The sequence below is a fragment of the Streptomyces malaysiensis subsp. samsunensis genome, from assembly GCF_024519315.1.
In the GTDB taxonomy this organism is placed as follows: domain Bacteria; phylum Actinomycetota; class Actinomycetes; order Streptomycetales; family Streptomycetaceae; genus Streptomyces; species Streptomyces malaysiensis.
Genome location: NZ_JANIIC010000010.1, coordinates 47,892 through 63,349 on the forward strand (window position 1 = coordinate 47,892; position 15,458 = coordinate 63,349).

Below are 15,458 nucleotides of genomic sequence, written 5' to 3' on the forward strand. Positions count from 1 at the left end.
GCCCGCCCCGTCATCGACTCGTCAGCAGTTCAGCCCGTCAGCTCTGGTGCGCCTCATAGTGGGCGACCGCCTCGGCGGTCCGCCCGGCGCCGTACACACGGAGAAACTCTGCCAGCTCGGGGTGGGTGGGGGCGAGGGAGTCGGCGGCATCGATGATGTCTCCCGCGGCCGACACGGACCTCAGCAGCGACTGGATCTCGCGCACCACTCGCCTTACGGTCGGGGCGCCCGTGCTCGCCGTGGTCTGGGTGGAGTTGAGAACGGAGCCGCCCGCGGACTTCTTGATCTCCTCCATGCGCTCGGCTGCCTCGGCGGCGCTGACCCTGCCGTCCGCCGCCTGACTGGACAGCTCCTGGAGCGCCTGTACCCGCTGGACGACCGCGGGGTTGCCGATTTTGGCTCGCTGGCCGCTCATGAGCTGCGAGAGCATGGGCGCGGACAGACCGAGGACGGCGGCGAGACGTGCTTGGTTGAGACCGAGATCGTCGATGAGACGGCGAAAGAGCGCCCCCAGCGGCTCCCCGTACCAGCTGCGCTGAAGCTCCCGTGCGCGCGCGGTGGCATCCTGCTGTGTTGCGTCCATCTCGCTCTCCCCTTCGCTTCGCTGCCGCGAATCTTGCGTGGCATCCTACGGAGAGGTCTACGCGCGAGCGATACCCGGTCGGGAATGGTGGTCGGTACCAGGTATCCTGATCGGCGAAGGGGCCTTAGCTCAGTTGGTAGAGCGCCGTCTTTGCATGGCGGATGTCAGGAGTTCGACTCTCCTAGGCTCCACCTCCATCGCCAGCCGGGACACCGTGATCGGTGTCCTGGCTGTTTCGTTTCGCCCCTGATATCGGTGTTGCCACTCCTGTCAATACCCGGCGCAACACCCGCGGGATGCTCCAGGGTGTTTCCCACAACTCGGGCAGATCGCCCGGGAGTCGTCTGATCGGCGCAGGCCGCCGTACAGGGGGACACGATGGGTGAACTGCATCCGCTGGGCGAGAACCTGCCCGAGGAGTGCCGGGTGTTCGCGGTGGAGCTGAGGAAGCTGTTCCTGGGGCTGGGGATCTCGGTGCGCAGATACGCGGTGCGCAGGCACCGGGACCCGAGCACCGTCTCGCGGTTTCTGAACGGCACCCGCATCCCGCCGTGGGAGTTCGTCTTCGATCTGTTCGCCGATCTCGCCGCGCGGCGGGGCGTCGCTCCCACCCCCGCCGCCATCGAGCTGGTGCGGGAGCTGCACCGGGCCGCGGTCCGCACCAGCCGCTCCCCCGGGCACGCCATGGAGATCCTCCAGGTCCAGCTGGCCGATGCCGACCGGGACGCGCGGGTTTCCATGGCGCACCAGGACGCGCTGGGCGAGGCGCTGCTGGACCGCAAGCACCGCATCGCCGATCTCGAGGTGCGGCTGAACCAGGCCGAGGCGGCATGGGCGACGGAGCGTGCCCGGGCGGACGCGCTGGAGCGGGACCTCCCGGACCGGGACGAGCTGCTCAAGGAGCGGGATCTGCTCCAGCAGGAGGTGCGGCGGCTGGCCGAGGAGCTGGAGGAGGTGCGGCTGCGGGGGCGGCGGGCGGAGGAGCGCTGCCTGGTCCTGGAGCGGCAGCTGGCCATGGTGGAGTCCCAGCCTCCGGTCGTCGTGCCACAGCCCGAGCAGGCGCCCGGGGGTCCGGAGGGGCCCACGGCGCCCAAGCGGGGCACGGGCCCGCGGCCGAAGATCCTCGTGGTGGACGACCAGCAGAACAATCTGCTGGCCATGGAGGCCGTGCTGGCCACGCTCGACCAGGAGCTGGTGACCGCGACCTCCGGACAGGAGGCACTCAAAGCGCTGCTCGACCACGATGACTTCGCGGTGATCCTGCTGGATGTGCAGATGCCCGAGATGGATGGCTATGAGACGGCGGCCCATATCAAGCGCCGTCCTCGCAACCGCGACATCCCGATCATCTTCCTCACCGCGATGGGCGCCGATCCCGAGCACTCCTCGCGGGGTTATGCGGCCGGTGCGGTGGACTACATGGCCAAGCCATTCGACCCCTGGGCGTTACGGGCCAAGGTCTCGGTCTTCACCGAGATCTTCCTGGAGCGGAGGCAGCGCCGTTCCCAGGGGGAGGACCCGGCGGACTGGGGCTGAGCCGGGGGCTGGTGCGGAAACGGCACGCGGCGTGGAGACGGCGCGAGGCGGTGAGACGGGGCGAGGGGCGGGAGATCCCTTGGTCTCCCGCCCCTCGTGGAGGGCCGCGCCGGGCGCTCGCCGTGGAGGGCCGCGCCGGGCGCCCTGTGCGGCGGCGCCGTTCAGCGCTCGTCGTCCCTGCGGGCCTCGGCCTGCTTGGCCCGCGCCTCGGGGTCGAGGGTGTTCTGGTCGCTGCCGTCCACCGCCGATAGCCGCTCGCGGTCGCCCACCTCGGTCGCCGCCGGGGGCTCGACCAGCCAGTCGGGGTTGGCCTGCCTGTCCCACCACTTCCACGCGGCGTAGACGGCCGCGCCCACCAGCCCGATGAAGGCCGCCCGCTTGGCGATACGGGCGGCCCGGGCCCGGCGGCGGTGCTTCCTGGCCAGCTTCTCGATCTCCGCGGCCGTCACATGGGTGCGCAGCGCCGCGATGGCCGCGCCCGTGCGGATGGCCGCCTCCTCGCGCGCGGGTCCGGCGGCGGCGCGCATCCCGGCCATCGCCTGCTCCATCCGCGGTGCGGTGTAGTGGGCGGCGTACCGCGCCGCCTTACGGGTGCGCTTGGCGGCCCGTGTGGCGGCCTGGTCCACCTTCGGCGGCAGGGTGCCGCGGGCCTGGTTGAGCCGTGGCGCGACATGGGCGTGGTACTGGGCACCGGCTGTGCACCGGGCCTGGTGCGCCGCGGTCGAGACCTTCGGCGCCAGCCGTACGCGGGCCTCGTTCGCGTAGCGCGCCGCGGTGTCCTTGGCCGTGCCGGCGTAGGGTGCCACCGCCTCCGCGGCGTGCAGGACACTGCCCTTGGCCGTGCCGGTCGCGGCTCGCACGCTGTCAATGCGGGTCACGGGATCCTCCTCCTCGGTGGCGTGGTCAAGCTCCGGGGTTCAGAGTCGTGCGTTTTCCTCGCGCGCTCTATTTGCCCAGTTTCGTGTTTCCATCCCAAGAAAGATCATGCCTGTTTGTGGAGATCATGCCCGTTGGCGGCGCGGTCAGCATGTGTGAACGGGCATCCGGGTCATAGGGGGGTTCTCGGTGAAACCGCTCGGGTCGGCACGCCCGGCGGCGCCTCCGCGGCTACTCGTCGGCGTTGCGTCCGTGCGAGGATCAGGAGACGGAAGTGAAAACGATGGAAGGTTGATCGTGGCCGAGCAGCTTTACGCCACCCTGAAGACGAACAATGGCGACATCGTGGTCCGGCTGCTGCCGAACCACGCCCCCAAGACGGTCAAGAACTTTGTTGAACTGGCCGAAGGCAGTCGCGAGTGGACTCACCCGGCCACTGGCAAGAAGGCCAAGGAGAAGCTCTACGACGGCACCGTTTTCCACCGGGTGATCAGCGGTTTCATGATCCAGGGCGGCGACCCGCTGGGCAACGGGACCGGCGGCCCCGGCTATGAGTTCGGTGACGAGTTCCACCCGGACCTGGCCTTCAACAAGCCGTACCTGCTGGCGATGGCCAACGCCGGCCCGGGCACCAACGGCTCGCAGTTCTTCATCACGGTCGCCCCGACCGCGTGGCTGACCGGTAAGCACACCATCTTCGGCGAGGTCGCCGACGAGGCCAGCAAGAAGGTCGTCGACGCGATCGTGGGCACCGCGACCAATCCGCGCACCGACCGTCCGCTCCAGGACGTCGTCATCGAGTCGGTCGTCGTGGAGACCCGCGAGGGCTGAGCGCATCGGGGAACTTTCATGCCCCGCTTGTCCGTGTGAACAAGTGTCCGTGTGAACAAGCGGGGCGGGGGAACGCCCGATCAGAAGTGGAACAAGGGGCGAGGGGACACCATGGAGGACCAGGCGGTCTGCTGCTACCGGCACCCCCAGCGGGAGACCGGCATCACCTGCACCCGCTGTGAGCGCCCGATCTGCCCCGAGTGCATGATCAGCGCTTCTGTGGGGTTCCAGTGCCCTGAGTGCGTGAGCGGACGGGTGTCGTCCGGGTCCGGGGCCTCGGCCGCCGGTCCCCCGCCGAGTGCCGCGCGGCCGCGCACACTGGCCGGCGGCACGATGACGTCGGACCCCCGGCTGATCACCAAGATCCTGCTCGCTATCAATATCGCGGTATGGCTCGCGGTGCTGTCCGCGGGCGACCGGCTGGTGAACGATCTCGACCTGGTCGGCCGCGCCTACGACCCCGGCACGGTGCAGATCGTCGGTGTCGCCGAGGGCCAGTGGTGGCGCCTGGTGACCTCGGTCTTCCTGCACCAGCAGCTGATGCACATCGCCTTCAACATGCTCTCGCTGTGGTGGATCGGCGGCCCGCTGGAGGCCGCGCTCGGCCGCGCCCGCTTCATCGTGCTGTACGCGCTGTCGGGGCTGGGCGGCAGTGCGCTGTCGTATCTCCTGGCCGCGCAGAACCAGCCGTCGCTTGGCGCCTCCGGCGCGATCTTCGGTCTGCTCGGCGCCACCGCCGTGCTGATGCGCCGGCTGAACTACGACATGCGCCCGGTCATCGCACTGCTGGCGCTGAATCTGCTCTTCACCTTCACCTGGTCCGGAATCGCCTGGCAGGCCCATGTCGGCGGCCTGGTCGCGGGCACGGTGGTGGCGTACGGGATGGTGCACGCGCCCCGTGACAAGCGGGCGCTGGTGCAGCGCGGGACCTGCGTCCTGGTGCTGCTCGCGATCGTCGCGATGGTGTGGATCCGGACGGTGCAGCTCACCGGCTGAGCGGAGTGGTCGGCCGGTGAGCGGCGGGCCATGCCGGACGTCCGCCCACAGTGCCGTGGACGGTTCCCGACGATCTCCGATGACCTGAACCGGGCCGGACCCGCTCAGTTGTCCACAGCGAGTGGTGGATCTTAGGCAACCTGTGGAGAACCTGCGGACGCCCCCCGACTGACCTGCGTTTTCGCAGGAAGGCGGGGGTATGAACGATCGAACAGACGCCCGTCGCCGGTCACACCGGCGTCAACACGGCAGAGGTTATCCACAGATCTTCTGAGTTTTCCCCGGCTGTGGATAACTCTGTGGACAACCTGGGGACGACCCTGAGGACAGCCAGGTCACTTCCACTGGGTGGAGACGACGAAGCCCGCGGCGATGAAGCCGAAGCCGACGACGATGTTCCAGTTGCCCAGTGACTCGACCGGCATGTCCCCCGTGGTCACGTAGAAGATGACGATCCACGCGAGGCCGATCAGGAACATGGCCAGCATCAGCGGTGCCACCCACCGGCGGCCGCTGTTCAGATTGATGCTGGCTGCCTGCTTCGCGGGCGGCGGCGTGAAGTCGTCCTTCTTGCGGATCCGTGACTTCGGCACGAGGAACTCTCCTGTCGATGCGCTGCGTGACCGCGCGGGGATGTGTACGGACGGCGCCGGGGCGGGACAGCGACGGGGACCACGTCCCTCCCCCACACGTCGGTTAGCGTAGTCCTTCCGCGGCGTCGTAAGGAGTAAGGGTACGTTGAGCAATTCCGCTGACTTCCCCACCCCGGCGTCCCGCCACCCCCGGTTCCGGCCCGTGCGGCTGCTCACGGGAGCGGTTTTCGCACTGGCCGGAGTGATCTTCTGGACCAGTTTCAACACAGCCCAGGGCACCAATCTCCGCAGTGATGAATCGATGCTGCGGCTCTCCGATCTTATCCAGGAGCGCAGCCGTAAGAACGGCACCCTGGGCGAGAGCACCGCCAAAATACGCTCCGAGGTCGACGCCCTCGCCCGGCGGGACAACGGCAGCACCGAGGCCGAGCGCCGCAAGCTGGCCGACCTGGAGGAGACCGCCGGCACCAGGGAGCTCTCCGGCTCCGGGCTCACCGTCACCCTCACCGATGCCCCGCCCAACGCCACCCCGAAGATCCCCGGCGTCCCGGACCCCCAGCCCAACGATCTCGTCATCCACCAGCAGGATCTCCAGGCCGTGGTCAACGCGCTGTGGCAGGGCGGCGCCAAGGGGATCAAGGTCATGGACCAGCGGCTGATCTCCACCAGCGCGGTCCGCTGTGTCGGCAACACCCTGATCCTCCAGGGCCAGGTCTACTCCCCGCCCTACAAGGTCACCGCCGTGGGTGACCGGGGCAAGCTGAGCGCCGCCCTCTCCGCCTCGCCCGCGATCCAGAACTACCGCAGCTATGTCGATGCGTACGGCCTCGGCTGGAAAGTCGACAAGCACGACACGGTGACTCTTCCCGGCTACTCCGGCACAGTGGATCTGCACCAGGCACAGCCCATCGGATAGCGCCGGCGGACACCGGTAGGCGTCACCGGGACGGCGGGAGCGGACAGTGGGGGCCGATGAGAACGCGGCTGATCGTCAGAACGCTCAGTGAGATCTGTGTCACCGTCGGGGCTCTGATCGTTCTTCTGGTGGTCTACGTCCTCTACTGGACCTCGGTACGGGCCGACCGCGCCATGGACGGCGAGATCGACCACCTCCAGGACCGCTGGGCCACCGGCACGGTCTCCGCCGGTGCCGAACCCTCGTCCGAGCCGCGCCACTATGAGCCCGGCGCCTCCTTCGCGATCATGTACATCCCGCGCTTCGGCGCCGACTGGGCCAAACCCGTCCTCGAGGGCACCGCCACCGGCACCCTGAAGAAGGGGCTCGGCCACTACTCCCGCACCGCCCGCCTCGGTGCCCTCGGCAACTTCTCCGTCGCCGGGCACCGCCGCACCTACGGCGACCCCTTCAAGGGCTTTCCCCAGCTGCGCCCGGGTGACGCGGTGGTGCTGAGCGACGGCACCACCTGGTTCACCTACCGGGTCGACCGGCGGCCCTACCGCACCCTGCCGACCGACACCGAGGTGATCGATCCGGTGCCGCGCGCCTCCGGTTTCCGGCGCCCCGGCCGCTATCTCACGCTGACGACCTGTGAGCCGGAGTGGGGCCACAGCCACCGTCTGATCGCCTGGGCACACCTCGACGCGACCCAATCCGTAGCCCAAGGCAAGCCCAAGGCTTTGTACAGCTGACCCTCCGGCCCCACCCCTCGACCCTTACTCTGGTGCTGCACTCCGGTGCTGCAATCGACTTCGTCATCGGTGAGTAGGGATGGCATGTACGGCTGGATCTGGCGGCATCTGCCGGGTAACGCATGGATGCGGGCGCTGATTTCGCTCGTGCTGGTGCTGGCGATCGTCTTCGTGCTCTTCCAGTACGTCTTCCCCTGGGCGGAGCCCCTGTTGCCGTTCAACGACGTGACCGTCGACCAGGGGATGGCGGGTCCGCGATGAGCACGCGCATCCTGGTCGTCGACAACTACGACAGCTTCGTCTTCAACCTCGTCCAGTACCTGTACCAGCTCGGCGCCGAGTGCGAGGTGGTGCGCAACGACGAGGTCTCCCTGGCCCACGCCCAGGACGGCTTCGACGGGGTCCTGCTGTCCCCCGGGCCCGGCACCCCTGAGGAGGCCGGGGTCTGCGTCGACATGGTGCGGCACTGCGCGAGCACCGGCGTACCGGTGTTCGGCGTCTGCCTGGGGATGCAGTCCATGGCCGTCGCGTACGGCGGAGTCGTCGGACGGGCCCCGGAGCTGCTGCATGGCAAGACCTCGCTGGTGACCCACGAGGAGGCCGGCGTCTTCAGCGGGCTGCCCTCGCCCTTCACCGCCACCCGCTATCACTCGCTGGCCGTGGAACGGGGCACCGTGCCCCCGGAGCTGGAGATCACGGCCTGGACGGAGACCGGTATCGCCATGGGGCTGCGCCACCGTGAACTGCGCGTCGAGGGCGTCCAGTTCCACCCCGAGTCGGTCCTCACCGAATGGGGCCACCGAATGCTCGCCAACTGGCTGGTGGAGTGCGGGGACACGGATGCCGTGGGGCGGTCCGCGGGGCTCGCCCCGGTGGTCGGGGCGGTCGGCGGTAAGGCCGGCGAGTGACCGGACCGCGCCACGAGCGCGAGGGCGCCGCCCGTGGCGCCCGGGAGCCCGCCCCGTACGCGTCGTACGGGTCTCATGAGCGGCACGCCGCCCATGACGCCTATGGCGCCCACGGCTCCCATGCCGCCCATGGGGGCCCGGAGGCGTTCGCGGCGGCTGTGGAGGGTCCTGGAGACTCGCTGACCGGCCCGTCGGCCGACTCGCTGCCGGACTCCGTCCCGTCCGGGCCCACGGGGCGTACCACGGGCACCGCGTCGCTCTCCGTGCCGCCGCCGACCGGCCGCCGCCGGCGCGCCCGCCCGGCCTCCACCGGCCCTGAGGAGCCTGCTGAGGCGGCCGGGCCGCCCACGGGGCGCCGACGCGCCCGCGCGGCCCCCTCGGGGCCCCCAGGGCCCGCACACGCCGCCCAGACGCCCGGACGCGACGCCCAGGGGGCGTCCTCGGGCCGAGGCCCCGGCCCAGGCTCCGGCTTTTTCTCCGGCGAGCCGTCCGCACGCGTCCCCGATGCCGCGGAGACGGCCGTCCTGCCTCCGGTGAGGCCCCAGGGCGACGACGAGACGGTCGCCCTGCGCGCCGTGGACGCGCACCTCGCCGACCAGACCGTGATGCTGCGCAAGGTCGAGCCGGACCAGGACGCCGACCCCACGACCCCGCCCGGCGGCCGGGCCGCCCGCCGTAAGGCCGCCCAGGGGACCGGGAAGCGCGCCGGACGCCATGGCTCCCGCGCCCGGCGCGGCACGGCGGAGGCGGACGACGGGCGGGCCGCGGAGGGCGCGGGGGGCGCCCGGCCCCGCACCCGTATGGAGGCCAAGCGCGCCGCGCGGGCGCGCAAGGACAGCCCCGGGGTGGTGGCGAGCCGGGTGGTCGGCGAGCTGTTCATCACGCTCGGCGTGGTGATGCTGCTCTTTGTCACCTATCAGCTGTGGTGGACGAACATCCGTGCCCATCAGCAGGCCAACGGCGCCGCGAACAACTTGCAGAAGAAGTGGGACGAGAGCGGCGACAACCGGGACCCGGGCACCTTCTCCCCCGGGCAGGGGTTCGCGATCCTCTACATCCCCAAGCTGGATGTGAAGGCCCCGATCGCGGAGGGCATCGACAAGCACAAGGTCCTCGACCGCGGCATGGTCGGCCACTACGGCAAGAGCCCCCTGAAGACCGCCATGCCGTGGGACAAGAAGGGCAACTTCGCGCTCGCCGGGCACCGCAACACCCATGGCGAGCCGTTCCGCTACATCAACCGCCTCAAGCCCGGCGACGAGATCGTCATCGAGACGCAGAGCCGGTACTACACCTATGCGATGAGCAGCATCCTGCCGCAGACGCCGCCGTCCAACACGGGCGTCATCAAGCCGGTGCCGCCCGGCTCCGGATTCACCGGACCGGGCCGATACATCACGCTGACCACCTGTACCCCGGAGTTCACCAGCACTTACCGGATGATCGTCTGGGGCAAGATGGTCGACGAACGGCCGCGTAGTAAGGGAAAGCCGGACGCGCTGGTCGAATAAGCGGGTACAGCCGGGAAACCAGAAAAAGGGGTACGACGCGGTGGCACGCACCGACCACGACGAGCGACAGGACCGGCACCCCGGCCCGCCCGCGACGCCCAGCCGCCGTCCCGGCCGTGGCCGGGTCGCCGCGGCCATAGCGGTCTTCGGCGAGCTGCTGATCACCGCGGGGCTGATCCTCGCCCTGTTCGTCGTCTACTCGCTGTGGTGGACCAATGTCCTGGCCGACCGTGAGGCGAAGAAGCAGGGCGACCAGGTGCGCAAGCACTGGGCCCAGCAAGGGCCGGGCAAGCTGGACACCAAGGACGGCATCGGCTTCCTGCACGTGCCGTCCATGCACAACGGCGAGGTGCTGGTCAAGAAGGGCACCAGCACCGAGACCCTCAACGACGGTGTGGCCGGCTACTACACCAAGCCGGTCAAGTCCGCGATGCCGTGGGACAAGAAGGGCAACTTCAGCCTGGCCGCGCACCGGGACGGGCACGGCGCGCAGTTCCACAACATCGACAAGGTGCGCGAAGGCGATCCGGTGGTCTTCGAGACCCGCGACACCTGGTACGTCTACAAGGTCTACGCGACGCTGCCGGAGACCTCGAAGTACAACGTGGATGTGCTGGACGCGGTCCCGAAGGAGTCGGGCAGGAAGCGGCCGGGCCGTTACATCACGCTCTCGACCTGCACCCCCGTCTACACCTCCCGCCACCGCTACATCGTGTGGGGCGAACTGGAGCGCACCGAGAAGGTCGACGCGGACCGCACGCCCCCCGAGGAACTGCGCTGACCCGCTCGCGACGATCCCTGAGGGCCTGAGTACCCGGAAAGCCCGAGCACCCGGAGAGCCCGAGCACGAAGAAGCCCCCGGCATCCTTCTCGGAGTGCCGGGGGCTTCTTCGTGTCGCCGTGCCGTGCCTAGAAGCCGTTCTGGCCGCCGAAGATCCCTCCGCCGCCGTTGTCACCGCCGCCGTTGCCACCCTGCCCGGCGACCGTGATGAGGTTCACGGACTGGCCCTTGGGCACCTGGGTGCCCGCACCGGGCTGGCTGGCCACCACGGTGGCGTTGTCGTCCTGCGGACCGGCGATGTTGCCCACGTTGAGGCCCAGGTCCTGGAGCGCCTTCTTGGCGTCCTTGAGCTTCTGGCCGCCCAGGTTGGGCACCGGCACGTTCTCCTGCTCCGCGGGCTCCTTGGCCACGGTCAGCGTGACCGTCGAACCGGGCAGGACCTCCTGGCCGCCCTTGGGCGTCTGGTCGGTCACCGTGCCGGGCTCGACGTCGCCGTTGTCGACCTCCTGCGCCTGGACCTTGAGGCCCTTCGCCTCGAGGGACTTCGTGGCGTCCTCGACCTTCTGGGTGGTCACGTCCGGGACGACGACCTTCTGCTGCGCCTCGGCGACCGTCAGGGTGATCGTGGCGCCCTTGGGGACCTTCTTGCCGCCCTTGGGGTCCTGGTCGATCACCTTGCCGGCGGTCTGGTCCGACTGCTCGGTCTTCTGGTTGACCTCGAAGCCCTTGGCCTCGAGCTGCTGCTTGGCGGATTCGAACTGAACGTTGAGGACGTCGGGCACCTCGACCCGCGCGGCGGGCTTGGGGCCCTTGGACATGGTCAGCTCGACCGTGCCGTGCCGCTTGACCTCGTCGCCGCTCTTGGGGGTCTGCTCACAGACGGTGTTCTTGTCCGCGTTCTCGCAGAACTTGGAGCCGACGGTCTTGACCTTGAAGTCGCCGTTCTCCCCTTGGCTCTTGGCGTCGTCGAGCGTCTTGCCGACGAGGTTGGGGACCGGGACCATGTCGTCGTTCTTACCGCCGCCGAACAGCGACTTACCGATGAAGATCGCGCCGACCAGCACCAGTATCCCTGCGACGATCAGCAGGATCGTCGAGAGGTTGCTCTTCTTGCCGGGGCCCCCGCGCCCCCGGCCGCGGTCCGGCCGCTCGTCGTAGCCGAAGCCGCCGTCGTCCTCGCGCATCGGCGGGAGCATCGAGGTCTGCGCCCCGGCGCCGGAGTTCTGCGGCCGCAGCATCGCGGTGGGCTGGTCGTCGGAGCCGTAGCCGACCGCGCCCAGCGCCGCGGTGGCGGCCACCGGCTGGCCCTCCAGGGCCGCCTCGATGTCGGCGCGCATCTCGTCGGCCGACTGATAGCGGTAGTCGGGGTCCTTGACCAGCGCCCGCAGGACGATGGCGTCCATCTCCGGGGTGATCTCGGGGTCGTATGTGCTCGGCGGCTGCGGGTCCTCCCGCACGTGCTGATAGGCGACGGCCACCGGGGAGTCGCCCACGAACGGCGGTCTTACGGTCAGCAGTTCATAGAGCAGACACCCGGTGGAGTACAGGTCGCTGCGCGCGTCGACGGTCTCGCCCTTGGCCTGCTCGGGGGAGAGGTACTGGGCGGTACCGATGACGGCGGCCGTCTGCGTCATGGTCATACCGGCATCGCCCATGGCCCGGGCGATGCCGAAGTCCATCACCTTGACCTGGCCGCTCCGCGTGAGCATGACGTTGGCCGGTTTGATGTCGCGGTGGACGATGTTGTTGCGGTGCGAGTACTCGAGAGCCTGGAGGATGCCGGTGGTCATCTCCAGTGAGCGCTCGGGGAGCAGCTTTCTGCCCGAGTGGAGGAGCTCACGCAGCGTGGAACCGTCGACGTACTCCATCACGATGTAGGGGATCGAGACACCGTCGACGTAGTCCTCGCCGGTGTCGTAGACCGCGACGATCGCGGGATGGTTGAGCGAGGCGGCCGACTGGGCCTCTCGGCGGAACCGGGCCTGGAAGGACGGGTCACGGGCGAGGTCCGCCCGCAGCGTCTTCACAGCGACAGTACGGCCGAGGCGGGTGTCGTGCGCGAGGTAGACCTCCGCCATGCCACCGCGGCCGAGCACTGAGCCCAGCTCATACCGGCCGCCGAGGCGACGCGGCTCTTCCATAGCTACTCCAGCCCTCTTCCGTGGTTCCCGGCACCTGCTGTGGGGGCCGGCGAAGTGCTGCTCGCGCATACGGTACCCGGCACGTCTTACGGGACCCGGCGTCAGTCGCTATCTGATACCGGACCGGTACGGCGACGTGCGGGATTGATATCCGGACGTGACGGGGGTCACTTGTCGCGCTCGGTTTCCAGTACGGCCTGCATCACGCTCTTGGCGATCGGCGCGGCCAGCTTGCCACCGGCGATGTCGCCGCGGAGGGTGTCGGACCCTTCGATGACGACGGCGACCGCGACCGGCGAGCCGTCGTTCCCCTTGGCGTAGGAGATGAACCACGCATAGGGGTTCTTGCTGTTGGCGACGCCGTGCTGAGCGGTACCGGTCTTGCCGCCGACCGTGACGCCCGGGATCTGGGCGCTGGTGCCGGTGCCCTCCTTGACCACGGTCTCCATCATGCTCTGGAGCTTCTGGGCGTTCTCCGAGCTGAGCGGCTGGCTCATCTGCTCCGGGTCGGTCTGCTCGACGGTGTTGAGGTTGGGGGCGCGCAGCGAGTCGACCATGTACGGCTTCATCAGCTTGCCGTCGTTGGCGACGGCGGCGGCGACCATCGCCATCTGGAGCGGGGTGGCCCGGTTGTCGAACTGGCCGATGGCCGACATCGCGTTGCCCGGCCGGTCCATGTCCTCGGGGTAGACGCTGGCGTAGGCGCGGACGGGGGTGTCGACCGTCTTGTTGAAGCCGAACTTCTCGGCCTGCTCCCGCATCTTGTCCTTGCCGAGGTCGTCACCCAGCTTGCCGAAGACCGTGTTGCAGGAGTAGCGGAGCGCCTGCCGCAGCGAGGCGTCCTTGCAGGGGATGTTCCCCTCGTTGGGCAGGTTCTGGGTGGACAGCGGCAGCCTCCAGGGGAGCGGCGACTCCGTCGGCCCGTCGATGTCGTCGTACTTGCCGTTCTCCAGCGCGGCCGCGGCGGTGACGACCTTGAAGGTCGAACCGGGCGGGTAGGTCTGACGGAGCGCCCGGTTGAGCATCGGGTCGTCCTTGTCGTTCGTCGGCTTGAGCGCGTTCCACGCCTTCTCGTCCTTGGTGGACCCGCCCGCGATCGTCGAGGGGTCGTAGCTCGGGGTCGAGGCGAGGGCGAGGATCTTGCCGGTGCGCGGGTCGAGTGCGGCGACGGCGCCCTTCTTGTTACCGAGGCCCTTGAACGCGGCCTCCTGGGCCTTGCCGTTCAGCGTGGTGATGACGTCGCCGCCCTTCTGCTTCTTACCGGTGATCATGTCGATCGTCCGGTTGAAGAAGAGGCGGTCGTCATTGCCGGTGAGGATGCCGTCTTCGATCTTCTCGATCTGGTTGGCGTCGTATGCCTGGGAGGCGTACCCGGTGACCGGCGCCCACATGGGGCCGTTCTTGTAGGTGCGCTTGTACTTGAAGTCGGTGCCGTTGGTCTCGGCGGATCCGGTGATCGGCTGGCCGTCGACGATGATGTTGCCGCGCGGCTGGCTGTAACGGGCGATCAGGACACGGCGGTTCTTCGTATGGTCCTTCAACTCGTCGGCTTGGACGTACTGGATCCAGTTGTCCCGCAGCAGCAGGGCGAAGACGAGGAGTCCGCAGAAGATCGCGATTCGGCGCAGGGGCTTGTTCACGGTCGGACCACCTGGGTCATCTCGGCGTCAGTGGTGGGAGCGGGCGCCGGCGCCGGACGGCGCGCGGTGTCGCTGACCTTGATCAGGATGGCGACGAGCGCCCAGTTGGCGATGACGGACGAGCCACCCGACGCGATGAACGGCATGGTCATACCGGTCAGCGGGATCAGGCCCATCACACCGCCCGCCACGACGAAGACCTGGATGGCGAAGGCCGCGGACAGGCCGATGGCCAGCAGCTTGCCGAACGGGTCACGGGCCGCGAGGGCGGTGCGCACACCGCGCTCCACGATCAGGCCGTAGAGCAGCAGGACGCCCATGGTGCCCGCGAGCCCGAGCTCCTCGCCGACCGTGGCCAGGATGAAGTCGGAGTTGGCGGCGAAGCCGATCAGGTCGGAGTTGCCCTGGCCGAGACCGGTGCCGAAGACACCGCCGGAGCCGAAGGCCATCAGCGCCTGAGCGATCTGGTCACTGCCGCCGGTCTTGAAGGCCGCGAAGGGGTCGAGCCAGGCGTCGACGCGCTGCTGCACATGCGGTTCGAAGCTGGCGACGCCGACCGCGCCGACCGCGGACATCAGCAGGCCGAAGACGATCCAGCTGGTGCGCTCGGTGGCCACGTACAGCATCACGACGAAGAGGCCGAAGAACAGCAGCGAGGTGCCCAGGTCGGTCTCGAAGACCAGGATGAGGATGCTCATCCCCCAGACCACCAGGATCGGGCCGAGGTCGCGGCCGCGCGGCAGGTACAGCCCCATGAAGCGGCGGCTGGCCAGCGCGAGCGCGTCCCGTTTGACCATCAGATAGCCGGAGAAGAACACGGCGATGATGATCTTGGCGAACTCGCCGGGCTGGATGGAGAAGCCGCCGATGGTGATCCAGATACGGGCGCCGAATCGGGCCGGGAAGAACACCGGAAGGATCAGCAGGATCAGCGCCGCCACCATGGAGATGTAGGTGTAGCGCTGGAGGAGGCGGTGATCCTTGAGCAGGATCAGGACGCCGACGAAGAGGGCGACGCCCAGTGCCGAGTAGATCAGCTGGTTGGGCGCCGAGGGCGAGAAGACCTGGTCGACGGCCTCCGCCCGGTCGGCCAGCCGCCTGGACTGGTCCAGCCGCCAGATGAGCACCAGGCCCAGCCCGTTGAGGAGCGTGGCGATCGGCAGCAGCAGCGGATCCGCGTACGGCGCGAATTTCCGGACCACCAGATGTCCGACGCCGGCCAGCAGCCCGAGCCCGAGACCGTAGCTCAGCATGCCCGAGGGCATTTCGTCGCTGAGCGCAAGACCCGCGTTGGCATAGGCGAAGACCGGAATGATCACCGCGAAGACGAGCATGGCCAGCTCGGTGTTCCGCCTGCTCGGCGGCCCGGCCGTACTGATCGTCGTCGTGTTGGTCGTACTACTGCTCATGGG

At 68.9% G+C, this 15,458-nt stretch carries 15 protein-coding genes and 1 tRNA gene; 10 read left to right on the forward strand and 6 right to left on the reverse strand.

Translation table 11 applies throughout. The features are described from left to right. Window positions 1–37 precede the first annotated feature (37 nt). Window positions 38–583, reverse strand: coding sequence for a helix-turn-helix domain-containing protein (locus NQU54_RS11160; protein ID WP_069861242.1), 546 nt, complete (start codon window positions 581–583; stop codon window positions 38–40). 118 nt (window positions 584–701) lie between these two features. Between NQU54_RS11160 and NQU54_RS11165 the strand changes: the two genes are divergently transcribed. Both NQU54_RS11165 and NQU54_RS11170 read left to right on the forward strand, forming a co-directional pair. Beyond that, window positions 702–774 (forward strand) — tRNA-Ala (locus NQU54_RS11165). A 187-nt stretch (window positions 775–961) separates the two neighbouring features. Then, the gene (locus NQU54_RS11170; protein ID WP_257630919.1) at window positions 962–2,119 is read left to right on the forward strand and encodes a response regulator; all 1,158 of its coding nucleotides are present in this window, start codon (window positions 962–964) and stop codon (window positions 2,117–2,119) included. A 161-nt stretch (window positions 2,120–2,280) separates the two neighbouring features. On the opposite strand, the gene NQU54_RS11175 is transcribed toward NQU54_RS11170, so the two are convergent. Beyond that, window positions 2,281–2,997, reverse strand: a complete 717-nt coding sequence (locus NQU54_RS11175) for a DUF5324 family protein (protein WP_257630920.1) — start codon at window positions 2,995–2,997, stop codon at window positions 2,281–2,283. Between the two features lie 295 nt (window positions 2,998–3,292). Here NQU54_RS11175 and NQU54_RS11180 point away from each other — a divergent pair, with 295 nt between their 5' ends. Together NQU54_RS11180 and NQU54_RS11185 are read left to right on the forward strand one after the other, a co-directional pair. After that, entirely contained in the window at window positions 3,293–3,826 is a 534-nt protein-coding gene (locus NQU54_RS11180; protein WP_069861444.1) for a peptidylprolyl isomerase, read from the forward strand. A 111-nt stretch (window positions 3,827–3,937) separates the two neighbouring features. Further along, a complete protein-coding gene (locus NQU54_RS11185; RefSeq protein ID WP_251771801.1) occupies window positions 3,938–4,822 on the forward strand; it encodes a rhomboid family intramembrane serine protease in 885 nt (294 codons plus the stop codon). Window positions 4,823–5,157: 335 nt separating this feature from the next. Here the strand turns inward: NQU54_RS11185 and crgA are convergent, their stop codons facing one another. Beyond that, on the reverse strand, window positions 5,158–5,415 hold the full coding sequence (gene crgA / locus NQU54_RS11190; RefSeq protein ID WP_030827826.1) for a cell division protein CrgA: 258 nt from the start codon (window positions 5,413–5,415) through the stop codon (window positions 5,158–5,160). 145 nt (window positions 5,416–5,560) lie between these two features. Between crgA and NQU54_RS11195 the strand changes: the two genes are divergently transcribed. The 6 genes from NQU54_RS11195 (at window position 5,561) to NQU54_RS11220 (ending at window position 10,265) form a co-directional block, all read left to right on the forward strand. Continuing rightward, window positions 5,561–6,331, forward strand: coding sequence for a DUF881 domain-containing protein (locus tag NQU54_RS11195; RefSeq protein ID WP_257630921.1), 771 nt, complete (start codon window positions 5,561–5,563; stop codon window positions 6,329–6,331). Window positions 6,332–6,387: 56 nt separating this feature from the next. After that, a complete protein-coding gene (locus tag NQU54_RS11200) occupies window positions 6,388–7,065 on the forward strand; it encodes a class E sortase (RefSeq protein WP_257630922.1) in 678 nt (225 codons plus the stop codon). A gap of 84 nt (window positions 7,066–7,149) precedes the next feature. Continuing rightward, entirely contained in the window at window positions 7,150–7,326 is a 177-nt protein-coding gene (locus NQU54_RS11205) for a hypothetical protein (RefSeq protein ID WP_087684247.1), read from the forward strand. Further along, window positions 7,323–7,973 (forward strand): aminodeoxychorismate/anthranilate synthase component II, encoded by a 651-nt coding sequence (locus NQU54_RS11210; protein ID WP_257630923.1) that lies wholly within the window; start codon window positions 7,323–7,325, stop codon window positions 7,971–7,973. Before NQU54_RS11205 ends, NQU54_RS11210 begins: the two co-directional genes overlap by 4 nt. After that, on the forward strand, window positions 7,970–9,484 hold the full coding sequence (locus NQU54_RS11215) for a class E sortase (RefSeq protein WP_257630924.1): 1,515 nt from the start codon (window positions 7,970–7,972) through the stop codon (window positions 9,482–9,484). Before NQU54_RS11210 ends, NQU54_RS11215 begins: the two co-directional genes overlap by 4 nt. Before the next feature lie 40 nt (window positions 9,485–9,524). Beyond that, complete coding sequence (locus NQU54_RS11220) at window positions 9,525–10,265, forward strand: class E sortase (protein ID WP_079258294.1); 741 nt, start codon at window positions 9,525–9,527, stop codon at window positions 10,263–10,265. Between the two features lie 128 nt (window positions 10,266–10,393). Here NQU54_RS11220 and pknB read toward each other — a convergent pair whose 3' ends face one another. From pknB to NQU54_RS11235, 3 genes are all read right to left on the reverse strand, one after another. Then, a complete protein-coding gene (gene pknB / locus NQU54_RS11225; RefSeq protein WP_257630925.1) occupies window positions 10,394–12,406 on the reverse strand; it encodes a Stk1 family PASTA domain-containing Ser/Thr kinase in 2,013 nt (670 codons plus the stop codon). 167 nt (window positions 12,407–12,573) lie between these two features. Further along, window positions 12,574–14,046 (reverse strand): peptidoglycan D,D-transpeptidase FtsI family protein, encoded by a 1,473-nt coding sequence (locus tag NQU54_RS11230; RefSeq protein ID WP_099014334.1) that lies wholly within the window; start codon window positions 14,044–14,046, stop codon window positions 12,574–12,576. After that, on the reverse strand, window positions 14,043–15,455 hold the full coding sequence (locus NQU54_RS11235) for an FtsW/RodA/SpoVE family cell cycle protein (RefSeq protein ID WP_069861267.1): 1,413 nt from the start codon (window positions 15,453–15,455) through the stop codon (window positions 14,043–14,045). Before NQU54_RS11235 ends, NQU54_RS11230 begins: the two co-directional genes overlap by 4 nt. Window positions 15,456–15,458 lie beyond the last annotated feature (3 nt).